Origin of the sequence: Arenimonas sp. (genome assembly GCF_022842045.1) — a bacterium.
In the GTDB taxonomy this organism is placed as follows: domain Bacteria; phylum Pseudomonadota; class Gammaproteobacteria; order Xanthomonadales; family Xanthomonadaceae; genus Arenimonas.
Window position 1 is genome coordinate 23,139 of sequence record NZ_JALHQI010000026.1, and the last position, 15,290, is coordinate 38,428.

Annotated in this window: 10 protein-coding genes; 4 read left to right on the plus strand and 6 right to left on the minus strand. The window is 68.2% G+C overall.

Going from position 1 to position 15,290, the window contains the following annotated elements:
- Positions 1–25: 25 nt before the first annotated feature.
- From Q0C12_RS07465 to Q0C12_RS07475, 3 genes are read right to left on the minus strand one after another with little or no spacing between them, the layout of a single operon-like run.
- Positions 26–3,163 (minus strand): efflux RND transporter permease subunit, encoded by a 3,138-nt coding sequence (locus Q0C12_RS07465; RefSeq protein WP_290888368.1) that lies wholly within the window; start codon positions 3,161–3,163, stop codon positions 26–28.
- Complete coding sequence (locus tag Q0C12_RS07470; protein WP_290888371.1) at positions 3,160–6,591, minus strand: efflux RND transporter permease subunit; 3,432 nt, start codon at positions 6,589–6,591, stop codon at positions 3,160–3,162. The genes Q0C12_RS07465 and Q0C12_RS07470 overlap by 4 nt, the downstream gene beginning before the upstream one ends.
- Positions 6,588–7,739 (minus strand): efflux RND transporter periplasmic adaptor subunit, encoded by a 1,152-nt coding sequence (locus tag Q0C12_RS07475; RefSeq protein WP_290888374.1) that lies wholly within the window; start codon positions 7,737–7,739, stop codon positions 6,588–6,590. The genes Q0C12_RS07470 and Q0C12_RS07475 overlap by 4 nt, the downstream gene beginning before the upstream one ends.
- Positions 7,740–7,944: 205 nt before the next feature.
- Between Q0C12_RS07475 and Q0C12_RS07480 the strand changes: the two genes are divergently transcribed.
- Together Q0C12_RS07480 and Q0C12_RS07485 are read left to right on the plus strand one after the other, a co-directional pair.
- Positions 7,945–8,271 (plus strand): cytochrome c, encoded by a 327-nt coding sequence (locus Q0C12_RS07480; protein ID WP_290888377.1) that lies wholly within the window; start codon positions 7,945–7,947, stop codon positions 8,269–8,271.
- An 11-nt stretch (positions 8,272–8,282) separates the two neighbouring features.
- Positions 8,283–8,633 (plus strand): cytochrome c, encoded by a 351-nt coding sequence (locus Q0C12_RS07485; protein WP_290888380.1) that lies wholly within the window; start codon positions 8,283–8,285, stop codon positions 8,631–8,633.
- A gap of 61 nt (positions 8,634–8,694) precedes the next feature.
- On the opposite strand, the gene Q0C12_RS07490 is transcribed toward Q0C12_RS07485, so the two are convergent.
- Complete coding sequence (locus Q0C12_RS07490) at positions 8,695–10,320, minus strand: hypothetical protein (protein ID WP_290888383.1); 1,626 nt, start codon at positions 10,318–10,320, stop codon at positions 8,695–8,697.
- A gap of 89 nt (positions 10,321–10,409) precedes the next feature.
- On the minus strand, positions 10,410–10,997 hold the full coding sequence (locus Q0C12_RS07495) for an NfuA family Fe-S biogenesis protein (RefSeq protein ID WP_290888387.1): 588 nt from the start codon (positions 10,995–10,997) through the stop codon (positions 10,410–10,412).
- Between the two features lie 59 nt (positions 10,998–11,056).
- Here Q0C12_RS07495 and Q0C12_RS07500 point away from each other — a divergent pair, with 59 nt between their 5' ends.
- The gene (locus Q0C12_RS07500) at positions 11,057–11,395 is read left to right on the plus strand and encodes a 4a-hydroxytetrahydrobiopterin dehydratase (RefSeq protein WP_290888390.1); all 339 of its coding nucleotides are present in this window, start codon (positions 11,057–11,059) and stop codon (positions 11,393–11,395) included.
- 25 nt (positions 11,396–11,420) lie between these two features.
- Here Q0C12_RS07500 and Q0C12_RS07505 read toward each other — a convergent pair whose 3' ends face one another.
- On the minus strand, positions 11,421–12,380 hold the full coding sequence (locus Q0C12_RS07505) for an RluA family pseudouridine synthase (RefSeq protein ID WP_290888393.1): 960 nt from the start codon (positions 12,378–12,380) through the stop codon (positions 11,421–11,423).
- 380 nt (positions 12,381–12,760) lie between these two features.
- Between Q0C12_RS07505 and Q0C12_RS07510 the strand changes: the two genes are divergently transcribed.
- Positions 12,761–15,290: Rne/Rng family ribonuclease (locus Q0C12_RS07510; protein ID WP_290888402.1), on the plus strand; the 2,530-nt coding region annotated here is incomplete at its 3' end.

Below are 15,290 nucleotides of genomic sequence, written 5' to 3' on the forward strand. Positions count from 1 at the left end.
GGCCTCGCGGCCCGGGCACATCGTCTTACTTCGTGGCGCGACCCAGGCGCAGGCCGGCCAGCGGCGCCTTGGCGCGGCCACGGCGCAGGGTCTCCGCTGTCCACTCGCGCATGTCGTCCATCACCGCGTAGATGGTCGGCAGGAACAGCAGGCTGACGATGGTCGAGAACACCAGGCCACCGGCGATCGCGCGCGCCATCGGGTAGTAGGCCGGGCCGTCGCCGCCGAGCTGGGTGCCGCCGATGCACAGCGGCAGCATTGCCAGCACCGTGGTGCAGGTGGTCATCAGGATCGGGCGCAGGCGCTCCTTGCAGCCGTGCACCAGCGCTTCGGTGCGGCCGAGCCCGCTGCGGCGCTGCGCGTTGATATGTTCGAACAGCACGATGCCGTTGTTGACCACCACGCCCATCAGCACCAAGCATCCTATGAAAGCCATGATGGTGAACGTGGTGCCAGTGAACGCGAACAGCCAGAACACGCCGAGCGCCGAGAACAGGATCGAGCTGACGATGGCGGCGGGGAACAGCATCGACTCGAACACCGCGGCCATCACCAGGTAGACCATCACCAGCGCCAGCAGCAGGTTGAAAAGCATCTGCTTGCCAGCCTCGTCGTCCTGCTGGAAGGAACCGCCGAAGCTGTAGCGGTAGCCCGGCGGGAAGGTGGCCGAGGCCAGCACCTCTTCCATCGCCTTGCGCGCATCCGGCACGGTGACGTCCTTGGCCAGGTTGGCTTCCAACGCCAGCGAGGTCTGGCGGCTCTCGCGGGTGATCTGCGAGGCGCCCTTGCGGACGTTGACGTCCACCACCGAGAGCAACGGCACGCTGGTGCCGTCGGCGCGGCGCAGGGTCAGCGCCGACATGTCCTGGACCCGGAAGTCCTCGGAACCGGCGAAGCGCACCCAAACCGGAAGCTCGGCGTCGCCGGATCGGAACTCGCGCAGCGGCGTGCCGCGCAGGGCGATGCCGATGTAGCTGGCCACCTCCTGCGCACTGAAACCGAGGCTTGCGGCGCGCTCGCGGTTGACGCTGACCTGCACCTCACTGTTCTCGTCGCCGGAATCCACGCGGACGTCGCGGAACTCCTTGCGCAAGGCGAGCATCGGCACCAGGTTCTCGGCCAGCTCGTTGAGGGTCGCCGACGAATCGCCCTGCAGGAATACCCGGATGCCCTGGTCATCGCCACCGCCGCCGCCACCATCGCCACCGTTGAACCCGATCTCGGCGCGCGCGGTCCGCGGCAGGTCCTTGCGGATCATCTCCTGCACTTCCTCGGCCGACATCAGCCCCGGCTCCTGCTTGCGCAGCAGCAGCTTGTCCAGGAAGCTCGGGTTCGGGTCCACCAGCGTGACCTGCATGCCCGCCCAGCCGCGCTCGCTGAACCAGGAATACAGCTGCTTTATCTGGTACTTCTCGCGGTTGGCGTCCAGGAATTGCTCGACCCGCAGCACCTCATCCGATATCTGCTCGAGGCTGTAGGCACCTTTCCAGTCGAAGTAGAGCTCGATTCGGCGCCCCACGTCGTTCTTGAAGAAGTCCATCTTGGTCATGGTCACCGGCACCATGCTAACCAGCACCAGCAGCACCATCGACAGGATGGCCTTCGCGCGGTTGGCCAGCAGCCAGCGCAGCAGAGAGGCGTATCCGCGGGTCAGGCGCGGGACGACGCCGTGCTCGGCGGTGACCGCCGGCGGGGTCTTCAGGCGCGCGGAGATCATCGGTATCAGGCTAACCGCGACGATCCACGACGCCAGCAGCGAGATGGTGATCGTTATCGCCACCTGGCCCAGGTAGATGGAGATGAAATTGCGCTCCCCGAACAGGTTCGGCAGGAACACGATGATGCTGGTGAGCGTGCCCGCCGTGATCGCCACCTGCACGCTGCGGGTGCCCTCGATGGCGCAGCGCATGGGATCGTTGGGGTACTTCTCGCGGTACTGGTAGATGCTTTCCACCACCACCACGGCATTGTCCACCAGCATGCCGACACCAATCAGCAGCCCCATCATCGACAGGATGTTGAGGGTCATGCCGAAGAAATACATCGCGCCCAGGGTCATCACGATGCAGATCGGGATCGCCAGGGTCACCATCAGCGTGGACGGCCAGTGGCGAAGGAAGTAGAACAGGATCAGCAGCGACAGCAGCGAGCCGATCAGGCCGGCCTCGATAAGGCCGTTGATTGAGCTGGTCACGCCGACCGCCTGGTCGTCGATGATGTTCAGCTGGACGTCGCGGAACTCGGGCTGCTGGTTGATCTGGGCCAGCTCCGCCATCACCAGGCGCGAGACATCGACCAGGTTGGCGTTGCGCTCGCGGAAGATGTCCAGGCCCACCGCCGGCCGGCCGTCCAGCCGCCGGCCGTAGTCGACCTCCTGCGGTTTCTCCCGGATCACGGCGACGTCGGACAGGCGCAGGCCCTTGTCATTGAGCACGAGGTCGCGCATCTCGTCCAGGCTGGCGGTCTCGCCGATCGGCTGCACCCGCAAGCGCTGCCGGCCTTCGTTGATCTGTCCGGCCGACACCGAGAAGTTGACCGCGCGAAGTCGCGCGGCCAGCTCGTTCAGCCCCAGCCCGTGGGCGCTGAGGCGATCGGCCGAGATGGCGATCTCGACCTCGGGCGGCGAGGCACCGGAGATGTCCACGCGGGCCACGCCGGGCACGCGCTCCAGCCGGCGCTGGAACTGCTGCTGGATGAGGGTGAACTCACCCGTGAAATCGCGGTCGCCGGCGAACCGGACCCGGATGACCGGCTGGTCGCTGGGCGAGAACTTGAATACGAAGTAGCGCTGCAGGTCGTCCGGCAACTCGCCGCGAATGGCGTCGAGGCGGTCTCGCGCTTCGCTGGCGGTGATCTCGATGTCCCGGTCCCAATCGGAGAACTGCATCTGCACGCTGGCGCCGTCGGGCCGGCTGCTGGAGCGCATGCGGGCGACGCCGGTCAGGGTCGCCAGCGCCTCCTCCGCCGGCCGCGTGATCGTGCGCTCGACCTCTTCCGGCGTGGACCCCGGGTAAGGCAGGTCCACGAAGATGAAGGGCACGTTGACGTCGGGGAACTGCTCCAGCGGCAGCCGGAAGGCGGCGATCAGTCCGATCACCACCAGCGACACGTAGAACATCACCGCCGTCACCGGGCGGCGAAGGCTCAGTTCAGCCAGGCTCATGCCGCGTCTCCCAGGGCCGCCGCCGCACGCAGCCGCTCGAGCGCGCTGGCTCGCTGGCCACGCTCGACGTAGTGCGCGTCGGACTTGCGGTCCATCAGCTTGTACATCACCGGAATCACCACCAGGGTCAGCAACGTGGACACCGCCAGGCCACCGATCACCGTGATCGCCATCGGCGCCCGGACCTCGGCGCCTTCGCCGCCGAAGAAGGCCAGCGGCGCGAAGCCGAACAGCGTGGTCGCGGTGGTCATGATGATCGGGCGCAGGCGGGAATACGCACCGCGCATGATCGCCTCGTCCTTGGCCACGCCTTCCTCGCGCAGCTGGTTGACCTTGTCGATCAGGATGATGGCGTTCTTGACCACGATGCCGCACAGCAGGATCAGGCCGATGAACACCACCACCGACACCGGCGATCCGCTGAGCCAAAGCGCCAGCACCGCGCCGACCATCGCCAGCGGGATGGTGAACATGATCACGAACGGATGCAGCAGCGACTCGAACTGCGAGGCCATCACCAGGTAAACCAGGAAGATGGCCAGCGACAGGGCGAAGATCAGCGAGCTGATCGAGGCGTCGAGCTCCTCGCCCTGGCCGCCGATATGCATGCGCACCTCGGCACCCAGCGGGTCTGCCGCCACCATGTCGCGCACCTGCTGCACGGCCGTGCCCAGGTCGATGTCGCGCAGGTTGGCCGAGACAATGGCCACCCGGATCTGGTCCACGCGGTTGATCTCGCTCGGACCAATGGTGGACACGACGTCGGCGACCGCGTCCAGCGTGACCGGGCGTTCACTCTGCGGGTTGACGATGATCTTCCGGATGCTGTCGAGCGACTCGCGGTCGGTCTCCTGCGCCCGCACCAGCACGTCGATCTTGCGATCGCGGAAGCTGTAGCGGGTGGCCACTTCGCCGCGCACCTTGCGCACCACCTGGTCGGCGATCTGGCGGGTGGTCAGGCCCAGCGCCGCGGCCCGCTCCTGGTCGAAGCGGATCTGGATCTCGGGGAAGCCCTGCTCCACCGTCGACTTCACGTCGGCGAAGCTGTCGTTGCCCTCGAGCATCGTCGCCAGCTTACGGCCCGCCCGCTCAACCGCCTCGAGGTCCTGCCCGCGCAGCTCGATCTCGAGCGGCGTCGAGAAGCTGAACAGCTGCGGCCGGCCGAACTTGACCTGCACGTCCGGGAACTGGGCCATGGTGGCGCGCATGCGCTCGGTCTGGCGCTCCTCGGAGGCGCGGCCGAAATCGCCGCCCATCACCACCGTGAGCTTGGCGATGTTTTCTCCCGACTCGGTGGGGTTGGCGTCGAGCCGGGTGCCGCTGCCGCTGACGCCGTACAGCGCCTGCACGCCCTCATCTTCGCCGTGCACCTGCTGGATCTGCTTCACCAGCGCATCGGTGTCGCGCAGCTGCGTGCCCGGGGGCAACTTGGCGGTCATCTCGAAGCGATCCTGCGCGAACTGCGGGATCAGGTCGGTACCCAGCGTGGAGGCGATGAACAGCGCCAGCACGAAGGCCGCGCCCGCGGCGCCCAGCACCGGCAGCGGGTTGGAAAGCGCACTCGGCAGCAGCTTGTGGTAGCCAGCCTCTGCCCAGTCGTAAGGCTTGAGCACCCAGCCACCAACCTGCCCCAGCCCTCGTCCGCCAATGCCCAGTACGCGCGCCAGCGTGGCCACCAGCCAGGTGAAGGCGAACACCAGCATCGGCATCAGGAAGGCAAACGGGAGGGCGACCAGCAGCAAGACCAGGCAAAACGCCCAGACCGGCGCAAGCAGCACGGCGGCCAGCACCGCGCCAATCCCGCGCACGGCGCCGCGGCCGAAGGCGGCACGCACGCGCCGGAACGGCAGCTTCGCGAAATCGATGGCCTGGGCCAGCACCTGGCGCCAAACCGGACCCGCCGGGCTGTCGCCGCCCGGCGTGGCCGCGAACGCCATCGGCGACTTGGCCTTGAGCGCCGACAGCATGGGGATCAGGGTCAGCGACACCGCCAGCGAGATCACCAGCGCGATCGACACCGTCAGCGCCTGGTCCTTGAACAGCTGCCCGGCCACGCCCTGCACGAACACCAGCGGGAAGAACACCGCCACCGTCGTCAGCGTCGAGGCCACCACGGCCATGCTCACTTCCTTGGTGCCGACCACCGCCGCCTCGAGCACGCCCAGCCCGCGCTCGCGCGCCTTGGCGATGCTCTCGAGCACGACGATGGAGTCGTCCACCACCATGCCCGTGGCCAGCGCCAACCCGGCCAGCGACATCACGTTGAGGTTCAGGCCGAACTGGCCCATGAAGAAGAAGGTGGCGATGATCGAGACCGGCAGCGACAGGCCGATCACGAAGGTGCTCCAGCCGTCGCGCAGGAAGAAGAAGATCAGCAGGATGGCGAACACGCCGCCCATCAGCGCTTCCTTCTTAACTTCCGACAGCGCGGCCTCGATGAAGATCGACTGGTCCTCGATCGTGGTCAGGGTCGCGCCCTGCGGCAACTGGTCCTTCAGGCGCTCAAGCGCGACCTTGATGGCCCCGGCCACGGCGACGGTGTTGGCGTCGCCTTCCTTGTAGATCGCCAGTTCGACGGCTTCGCCGCCGCCCAGGCGGATGATGGCCTCGCGTTCCTTGTAACCCTGGCTGACGGTGGCGACGTCGCGCAGGCGCACCGGCACGCCCGCCACGTTGGCCACCAGCAGTTCGCGCATCTGGTCCAGGCCGGTGAACTGGTTCACCGTGCGCACCAGGTAACGCTGCGAACCTTCCTCGATGCGGCCGCCGGAGATGTTGACGTTTTCCAGGCGCAGGCGCTCGATGACGGTGTTCACGTCGAGGTTGAGCTGGGCCAGGCGGTCCTGGTCGATCAGCACCTGGACCTCGTCCTCGAGGCCGCCCGCGACCTTGACCGCGGCAACGCCGCCGACCGGCTCCAGGCGCTTCTTGAGCTCTTCCTCGGCGTAGCGGCGCAGCCGCATCAACTCGGCCTGCTCGCTGCCGGCCGGGGCATCGGTTGCCGCCAGCACCAGGCGCATCACCGGCTCGGTGGACGGATTGAAGCGCAGCAGCACGGGCTGCTTGGCTTCAAGCGGCAGGCGCAGCACCTCGAGTTTGTCGCGGACTTCGAGGCTGGCCTGGTCCATGTCGGTGCCCCAGGCGAACTCAAGCACCACGTCGCTCTGGCCGGTGCGCGAGACCGAACGCAGCTTGCGCAGGTTCTTGACCACGCCCACGGCCTCTTCGACAGGCTCGCTGATCAGGGTTTCGATTTCCATCGGCGCGGCACCGGTGTACTCGGTGCGGACCGTCAGGGTCGGGTAGCTCAGGTCGGGCAGCAGGTTGACCTTGAGGTCGAACAGCGCGATCAGGCCGAAGATCACGAACGTGACGGTGACCATCGCCACCGTCACCCGCCGGCGGGTGGAGAATTCGACCAGGCTCATTCGACGGCTACCTGCGCGACGGCGGCTTCGGTGGAGGCTTCGGGCGAAGCCGCATTGATCACTTCGACCTCGGAGCCATCGCGGATCGCGACCTTGCCGGCGGTGACGACGTCGTCGCCCTCTACCAGGCCCGAGCGGACCTCGGCCAGCTCGCCGTTGACGTACCCCAGCTCGACCGGGACCCGGACCGCCTTGCTTTCGCGCACCACGAACACCGCCGGCTCGCCTTCGTCCTCGAGCAGCGCGACGCGCGGCATCGTCAGCGCGTCCACGCGCTCGTCGTAGACCACTTCGATGCGGCCGAACATGCCCGGGCGCAGGGTGCCGCCGCCCTCGAAGGCGCAGACCACGCGGAAAGTGCCGCTGCCCGAATCGACCACCGGGCTGATGCGGTCAACCTTGCCCACGAATACCTGGCCCGGCACCGCGTCCACGACCATGCGCAGCGGCATGCCCGGACGGAGGGTCGCAAGCTCCCGCTCGGGCACGTTGAGCACGCCCTCGAGCTGGGAGATATCGACGACCCGGAAGGCCGGCGCGTTCAAGGCGACCAGGTTGCCGACCTTGACCATGCGCTGGGCGACCACGCCGCTGATCGGCGCGACGATGTTGGTGTGCGACAGCTCCAGCTGCGCGAGGTCGTAGCTGGCCTTGGCCGACTCGAGGTCGAAGCGGATTTGCTCGACCGATTCGGCGCTGACCAACTTGGACGCCAGCAGCTCCTGCGCGCGCCGGAAATTGTTCTCGAGCTTGCGGACGGTGGCGCGCGAGCGCTCCATTTCCAGGCGGGCGCGATCGGGGTCGATGCGCGCCAGCACCTGGCCGGCCTGCACCTGGTCGCCCTCTTCCACCAGCACCTGCAGCACGACGCCCGAAGACTTGGCGACCACTTGCGCTTCGGCCGGAGCCTCTAGGCTGGCGGTGCCGCTGTAGCTTGCCGAGATCACCTGCTTGGTGACGCGCGCCACTTCCACCGGGACGGCCGGCGCCTTTTTGTCGAGCGGCTTGCCGTCCGGGCCAGTGGCGGCGGTTCCGGCGGCTTGCCCCTCGGGCGGCTGGCCGCCTCCGCAGCCCGCCAGGGCCAGGGTGATGGCAAGCGCCAGGACGGCGGTCGTACGGGCCAGCGGGGAGGTACGGGAAGTCTTCATTTTGTGGGCTTCTGGCGGGGTGTTGTAGTTGAATAGAACAGTACAGGACGGGCGTGAAGAGCCGCATATGCCGGAAGTCTGGATGCCCACCGGTGACGGACGCATGCGCGGCGATCCCCGTCCCCCTGTCTGGCTTCGGATGCGCAGGCTATAATTTCGGTTTAGTGCCGCCCGCCCGACCCTTTCGAGCCGGAAAAAAAGACCGATGAAGCGAATCCTGTTGCCCGCCGCCAGCCTCGTGCTCGCCCTCGCCACCGCACCCGCGTTCGCCAAGGGCGACCCGGAGAAGGGCAAGGCCCTGTTCTATACCTGCACCGGCTGCCACGGCATCGCCGACTACAAGAACGCCTACCCGACCTATCGCGTGCCCAAGGTCGGCGGCCAGAACGAGGCCTACCTGATCGCGGCCCTGACCGGCTACAAGACCGGCGACCGTGAGCACCCGACCATGCAGGCCCAGGCCGAGAGCTTCTCCGAGCAGGAGATCGCCGACATCGCCGCCTATCTGTCCAGCCTCAAGCCGGCCAAGTGAGAACCGACCCCATGACCCTGCGCCTGCTCACTGCTTCCGCCCTCCTCGCCCTCGCCGCCCCGGCCTTTGCCGCCGGCCCGGTTGGCAACATCGCCGCCGGCCAGGAGAAGTCCAAGACCTGCGCCTCCTGCCACGGCGCCACCGGCAACGAGAGCCTGGACGACACCTATCCCAAGCTCGCCGGCCAGCACCCGGAGTACCTCGTGCGCGCGCTGCAGGAGTACAAGTCCGGCAAGCGCAAGAACGCGATCATGGCGGGCTTCGCCGGTGCGCTGAGCGACGAGGACATCAATGACCTGTCGGCGTTCTACGGCAGCCAGGCCGGCGACCTGCACGACCTGAGCAAGATCGACGAGCGCTGATCACGCGCCCCCGCTTCGAATGAAAAGCCCGGCGAAAGCCGGGCTTTTCATTTGCCGATGGCTAGCCGGCCTTCGGCGGTGGAACCTCGGTGGGCTTGGCCAACGGCTTGCGGCAGTGGAAGTCGTAGAGCTCGCGGGTTCCCTTCCACGCGGCCTGGCTGGCGGCATTGGTGATCTGGTCCCACCACGCGGCGCACTGCGCGGCCTCCTGCTCGTTGAGGGTGTTGGGGTCGTCGAGCTCGACCACGTAGCCGTCGTTGTTGTGGCGGATGCCGCAGCCACCGCCCGCGGCCAGGATCGACACGGTGCAAACCAGCTTGGAGCCGGGCTTGCCGGGGATCGGGATCTCGACGGTGCCGGTGGTGGCCTCGACGGCTTTTTCCAGCACTTCGGTGAGGATGTCCTTCTCCGGGATCCAGTATTCGTCGAAGCGCGTGGGCTCGTAGACCAGCGCCGGCTGCCGGCGCATGAAGCTGCCCGAATCGAGCAGGCCCGGCTGCTGGAAGCTGAACTCGCGGGTGTCGTCGGTGGCGCCGCGCAGCTGGTCGCGCACTTCGTCGGGCAGGTCGAGCGAGCCGTCGGGGTTGTACAGGCGCAGCGAGCCGGCCGCGAGCGGCGCATCGACGGCCTGCATCGCGCCCGTGCGGTTGGCCGGCGGCGCCAGGAAGTCATCGGACCGCGCCGGTGCGGCGGGCAGCGACTGCACCGTGGCGGCGACGTCGGGCGCCGACGCGGGCGCGGCGGTTTCCGGCGCCGACAGCTGCGCGGTGGCTTCCGGCGCCAGCATGTCCTCCGACTCGGGCGCGGGAAGCTCGCCGAAATCGATGTCCAGCTCCGGCTTGCGGACGCGGATGGGTTCGGGGCGAAGCACGTCCACGGTCGGCGCGGCCGGGCGGTCGATGGCGACCTGCTCGGGCTCGATGACTTCGGCGAACGAAGGGCCGGTGATCTCGACGCGGGCCGTGACCGGCTCCGCCGGCGACGGCTCGGCGACCGGCAGCGGCACGCGAGCGATCTCCGCTTCGGGCAGCGGCTCGGGGCTGGGCACGGGCGCCAGCGGCAGCTCGCGCATCGGGATCGGGGCCGGCTCGGGGTCCTCCACCGGCACGAACACCAGGGTCGAATCGATCGAAGGCGCCGGGTCCTCGGGCAGGTCCGCTTCCTCGGTCGGATCGGGATCGGTGGCAGGCTCGACGATGGGCTCGGGCAGCGGCTCGGGCTCGGGCTCGGGCTCGGGTTCGGGTTCGGGTTCGGGTTCGGGCTCGGGCAGCGGTTCGGGCTCCGGCTCAGGCAAGGGTTCGGGCGCCGGTACTGGCGATGGAAGCGGTTCGGGCTCCCGGGCAGGCTGCGGTTCCGGCTCGGGCTCGGGCGCGGGTGCTTCGACGGGCGTCGGCTCGGGCACGGGCACGGGCTCAGGTTCCGGTTCCGGTTCCGGTTCCGGTTCCGGCTCGGGCTCCGGCTCGGGGAAAATGAGGATCGTGGTGATCTCGCGCTCGGGCGGCGGGGAAGTGACGAAACCGCTGGTGTCGAAAACCCAGAACACGACCGCGTGGCCGATCGTGATCAGGCCCATCAGGATCAGGCGCAGGCCGAGCGGCAGGTCCTCCGGTGCGCGCGCCGGGCGCCAGCGGTGGCCGGACTCGTTGAGCGCCTCAGCGGGATCGTAGGTCTCGCGTGGATCGCTCACGGGCACCGCGTCGTCGGGAAGGGCCGGGCGAGAGTAACCGCAGCGCCCGGGAAAAATTGGTTAAGCAGCGCGGGCGTGGCGCGGACCATTCAGCCGCGGGCTATGTAGGGTGCACTGCCGGTGCTGTGGTCGGTGGCATCGCGCACCGCGGTGACCTCGGGGATCTTCGCCTTCATCGACGTCTCGATGCCCTGCTTCAGCGTCACGTCCACCATTCCGCAGCCGTGGCAACCGCCGCCGAAGCGCAGGTACACCACGCCGTCGGCATCGATGGAATCAAGCGCGACGCGGCCCTTGTGCGAGGCCAGCTGCGGATTGATCTCGGAGTCGATCAGCCACTGCACCCGCTCGACCAGCGAAGCGTCGCCGGCCGGTTGGTCGCCCTTGATGCGCGGCGCCTTGATCGTGAGCTGGCCGCCGGTGGCGCTGGCGACGAAATCGATGTCGGCCGAATCGAGGAACGGAGCACTCGGCGCATCGACGTACAGGGTGAAGCCGGCGCACTCGATCGACCACTCGTCGCCGAGCAGGTCGCCGTGGTCGCAGAACTCAAGCCGCGCATCCGCACGTGGGGTGCCCGGGTTGACCGCGGATAGCCGTATGCCGACGGCGTCGCCACCCTGGGTCTGGAGCAGGCGCTGGAAATAGGCCTGCGCGGATTCGGTGATGTTGATCATGGCGCGCATTGTAAACCCCGCGGCCTATACTTCGGCCCAACCGCCCACGGAACGCTGACATGACTTCGATCGCCGACCTCGCCGCCCGTCACTGCACCCCGCTCAAGGGCGAGCAGCACCGCCTGCCACCCGCCGACGTGAAGGCTTTCCTCACCGCCCTGCCCGGCTGGGAGCTGGTGGAGGACGGCGCGGCGATCCGACGGACCTTCACGTTCAAGGACTACTACCGGACGATGGCGTTCGTGAATGCGCTGGCCTACGTGGCCCATGCCGAGGACCACCATCCCGATCTGGGGGTGCACTACGACCGGGCGGTGGTGCGCTATTCCACCCACGACGTGGGCGGGCTGAGCGCCAACGATTTCATCTGCGCCGCAAAGGCCGAACAGCTCGCCTGAAGCAAATGAACCTGGTTCATTTGCTTCAGGCGAGGCGGTCCAATACTGCGGTGAGTTCTTCGCTCAGCGGTGCGTTGATCAGGTAGGGCGTCTTGCCCTTGTCCAGGGCGAATTCGATGGACGCCGCGTGCAGGAACAGGCGCTTGAGGCCTACCTGCTGGGCCAGCCGCTTGTTCGCCTCGGGGTCGCCGTACTTGTCGTCGCCGGCCACCGGGTGACCAAGGTGGGCGGCATGCACACGGATCTGGTGGGTGCGGCCGGTCTCGATGCGCACCTCGCAGTAGCTGTGGCCCCCGCGGCGCTCGAGCACCTTGAAGTGGCTGACCGAAGGCTTGCCCGCCGGATCCACGCGCACCTGGCGCTCGCCGCCCTGCATCACCGATTTTTGCAGCGGCGCGTCCACGGTCAGCGTGCCGTTCGGGACGCGGCCGACCAGCAGCGCCAGGTAGCGCTTGCCCGGCCCTTCGTCGTCCTCGCCCGCGCGCATCAGCGCCTGCAGCTCGAGCAGGGCCGAACGCTTCTTGGCGATGATGATCACGCCCGAGGTATCCCGGTCCAGGCGGTGCACCAGCTCCAGCGGCTCGCCGGGCCGAAGCGCCCGAAGCGATTCGATCAGGCCGTGGCTGATGCCGCTGCCGCCGTGGGTGGCCAGGCCGCTGGGCTTGCTCACGGCCAGCAGGGCCTTGTCCTCGAACACGATGCTGGCGGCCAGGCGGTCCAGCAGGCCCTTGGGCACCGGCCGGGCCTCGCCGGCCTCGTTCAGCTTTACCGGCGGGATGCGGACCTCGTCGCCCCCGGCCAGGCGGCTGTCGGCCTTGGCCCGCTTGCCGTTGATTCGCACCTGGCCGCTGCGGACCAGCTTGTAGACCAGGCTCCGGGGCGCGCCCTTGAGCTGCAGCAGCAGGAAGTTGTCCAGGCGCTGGCCGTCCCGGTCCTCGGGGACCTTGACCATCTTCACGCCGGTTGAGACTTCATTTGCCGCCATGGGGGTTGCACCTATACAATCGCTTCGCGAGATAACGTCCTGATTTCCCTGGGGTGCCGGCCGAAAGCCGATCCCAGGTGAATCCTGAGGAACCGCTACCACACCCCACGGGGGTGACCATGTTAGCCGGTACCGAAGGCGGACGGATATCGCCGTACACCTTACAAGTGCACGACAGACCGGAGAACGCTCGGCGGTTTCCGGCCCCAATGACCGAACACAAGTACAACAAGCGCTCCCGCGGGTTCGCCCAAGGTTTCGAAGCGCTGGAAGTTCCTGCCAGGCCCGGGTGCGCGGTGCGCCCCTAGCCGGAAACATCGGGCGCGGACCCCGGCGTTCCTCGCGGTAAGAGCGCGTGAGGACACCAGACAATGAAGCGTATGTTGATCAATGCCACGCAGGCCGAAGAGCTGCGCGTGGCGATCGTCGATGGCCAGAACCTTTACGACATCGACATCGAGCAGCCCTCGAAGGAACAAAAGAAGTCCAACATCTACAAGGGCCGCATCGTCCGCCTGGAGCCCTCCCTGGAGGCCGCCTTCGTCGAGTACGGCGGCGAGCGCCACGGCTTCCTCCCCCTCAAGGAAATCTCCCGGGACTACTTCGTCCCCGGCGTCGACCCCAACAAGGCCGGCCTGAAGGAATTCCTGCGCGAAGGCCAGGAAGTGGTCGTCCAGGTCGACAAGGAAGAGCGCGGCAACAAGGGCGCCGCCCTGACCACGTTCATCTCGCTGGCCGGCCGCTACATGGTGCTGATGCCGAACTCGCCCACCGCCGGCGGCGTCTCGCGCCGGGTCGAGGGTGACGACCGCCAGGCCCTGAAAGAGGCCATGGACGCGCTGACCATCCCCGACGACATGGGCGTGATCATCCGCACCGCCGGCGTCGGCCGCGCCGCCGACGAACTTCAGTGGGACCTCGACTACCTGCTCCAGGTCTGGAAGTCGATCACCGACGCCGCCCTGGCCAAGCCCTCGCCCTTCCTGATCTACCAGGAATCGCGCCTGATCATCCGCGCCCTGCGCGACTACCTGCGCGCCGACATCGGCGAGATCCTGGTGGACACGCGCGAGATGTACGACGAGGCGCGCGACTTCATGCAGTCGGTGATGCCGCAGAACCTGCGCAAGCTCAAGTTCTACGAAGACCCGACGCCGCTGTTCAACCGCTACCAGATCGAGTCGCAGATCGAAGGCGCCTACGAGCGCCAGGTGCGGCTGCCCTCGGGCGGCAGCATCGTCGTCGACCAGACCGAGGCCCTGACCGCGATCGACGTCAACTCCTCGCGCGCCACCAAGGGCAGCGACATCGAGGAAACCGCGTTCAACACCAACCTCGAGGCCGCCGACGAAGTGGCCCGCCAGATGCGCCTGCGCGACCTGGGCGGCCTGGTGGTCATCGACTTCATCGACATGAGCTCGGGCAAGCACCAGCGCCTGGTGGAAGAGCGCCTGCAGAACGCGCTCAAGCAGGACCGCGCCCGCGTGCAGATCGGCCGCATCTCGCGCTTCGGCCTGCTGGAAATGAGCCGCCAGCGCCTGCGCCCGTCGCTGGGTGAATCCAGCCAGATCGTCTGCCCGCGCTGCGAGGGCCACGGCCGCATGCGCAGCGTCGAGTCGCTGTCGCTGAGCATCCTGCGCCTGGCCGAAGAGCACGCGATGAAGGAGAACACCGGGCAGGTGCTGGTACAGGCCCCGCCGGAAATCGCCAACTACCTGCTCAACGAGAAGCGCCGCGCCCTGGTCGAGATCGAAACCCGGCACGATGCACCCGTGGTCGTGGTCGCCGACGACCAGCTCGAGACGCCGCACTTCAACATCAGCCGCCTGCGCGAAAACGAGCTGGGCGAAGAGTCCGGCAAGCCCAGCTACCACCGCACCACCCCGCGCAAGCAGGCGGTGCATTCGCTGACCAAGGCGCACATCAACGTGCCCGACCTGCCGGCCGTCACCGCCGTGCGCCCGCCGAACCCGGCGCCGGTGCGCGAGGAAGCCGAGGTCGAAGTGGCGCCGGCGCCGGTGTTCTCCAACAAGGCGGCCGCGCCCAAGCCGGGCTTCTTCGCCCGCCTGGCCGCGCTGTTCACCGGCGGCGATGCCGGCAACGATGAAGCACCGGCCAAGAAGTCGCGCGACGAGCGCAGTGACCGCAGCGAACGCGGCGGCGACCGCGGCCCGCGCGGCGGCAACGACGGCCGTCGCGATCGCAACGGCCGTGGCCGGGATCGCGGCGAGCGCGGTTCGCGCGGCGAGCGCAACGACCGCGGCGACAAGGCCAAGGACAGCGGCAAGCCCCAGCCGCAGGCCGCCGCCCAGGCGCGCCCGCCCAAGCAGGAGCGCACCGAGGAACAGAAGAAGCAGGACGAGCAGCGTCGCCTCGAGGGGCAGCAGCGCCGCGAGGAAAACCAGAAGAAGGAAGCCGAGCGCCGCGAACAGCAGCGCCAGGAAAACCTGAAGCGCGAAGCCGAGCGTCGCGAAGCCCGCGCCGCCAAGCTGGCCGCGCAGGCTGCTGCCGGCGGTGCCGCCCTGGCCGAGGGTGAAGCGCCGGTTGCCGACGTGGACGCCGCAGAAGGCCAAGTCGCTGCCGGCGTCGAGAACAACGCCGAAGGCGGCAGCGAAGCCGCGGGTGCCGAAGGCACGGGCCGCCGTCGCCGCGGCCGTCGCGGTGGCCGTCGCCGCCGTCGTCCGGAAGATGCCGCCAACGAGGGCAACGGCCAGGACGCTTCGCAGGACAGCGAATCCGATTTCGATGACGAAGAGCCGGGCCAGTCCTCTGGCAACCGCCCGGCCTCTCCGGCGGCCACGGTGAGCGCCGCCGAGTCCGACTTCGACGACCTCGGCCCCGCGCCCACCCCGGCCCCGCGCCCGGTGCCGGTGTCGGCCCCGGTGGCGGCGATGGCGGCAGCGCCGGTCG

Excerpts from the sequence above, each read along its gene's own strand:
- Q0C12_RS07465 (WP_290888368.1), bottom strand. The coding sequence starts at position 3,163 with ATGAGCCTGGCTGAACTGAGCCTTCGCCGCCCGGTGACGGCGGTGATG.
- Q0C12_RS07470 (WP_290888371.1), bottom strand. The coding sequence starts at position 6,591 with ATGAGCCTGGTCGAATTCTCCACCCGCCGGCGGGTGACGGTGGCGATG.
- Q0C12_RS07475 (WP_290888374.1), bottom strand. The coding sequence starts at position 7,739 with ATGAAGACTTCCCGTACCTCCCCGCTGGCCCGTACGACCGCCGTCCTG.
- Q0C12_RS07480 (WP_290888377.1), top strand. The coding sequence starts at position 7,945 with ATGAAGCGAATCCTGTTGCCCGCCGCCAGCCTCGTGCTCGCCCTCGCC.
- Q0C12_RS07485 (WP_290888380.1), top strand. The coding sequence starts at position 8,283 with ATGACCCTGCGCCTGCTCACTGCTTCCGCCCTCCTCGCCCTCGCCGCC.
- Q0C12_RS07495 (WP_290888387.1), bottom strand. The coding sequence starts at position 10,997 with ATGATCAACATCACCGAATCCGCGCAGGCCTATTTCCAGCGCCTGCTC.
- Q0C12_RS07500 (WP_290888390.1), top strand. The coding sequence starts at position 11,057 with ATGACTTCGATCGCCGACCTCGCCGCCCGTCACTGCACCCCGCTCAAG.
- Q0C12_RS07505 (WP_290888393.1), bottom strand. The coding sequence starts at position 12,380 with ATGGCGGCAAATGAAGTCTCAACCGGCGTGAAGATGGTCAAGGTCCCC.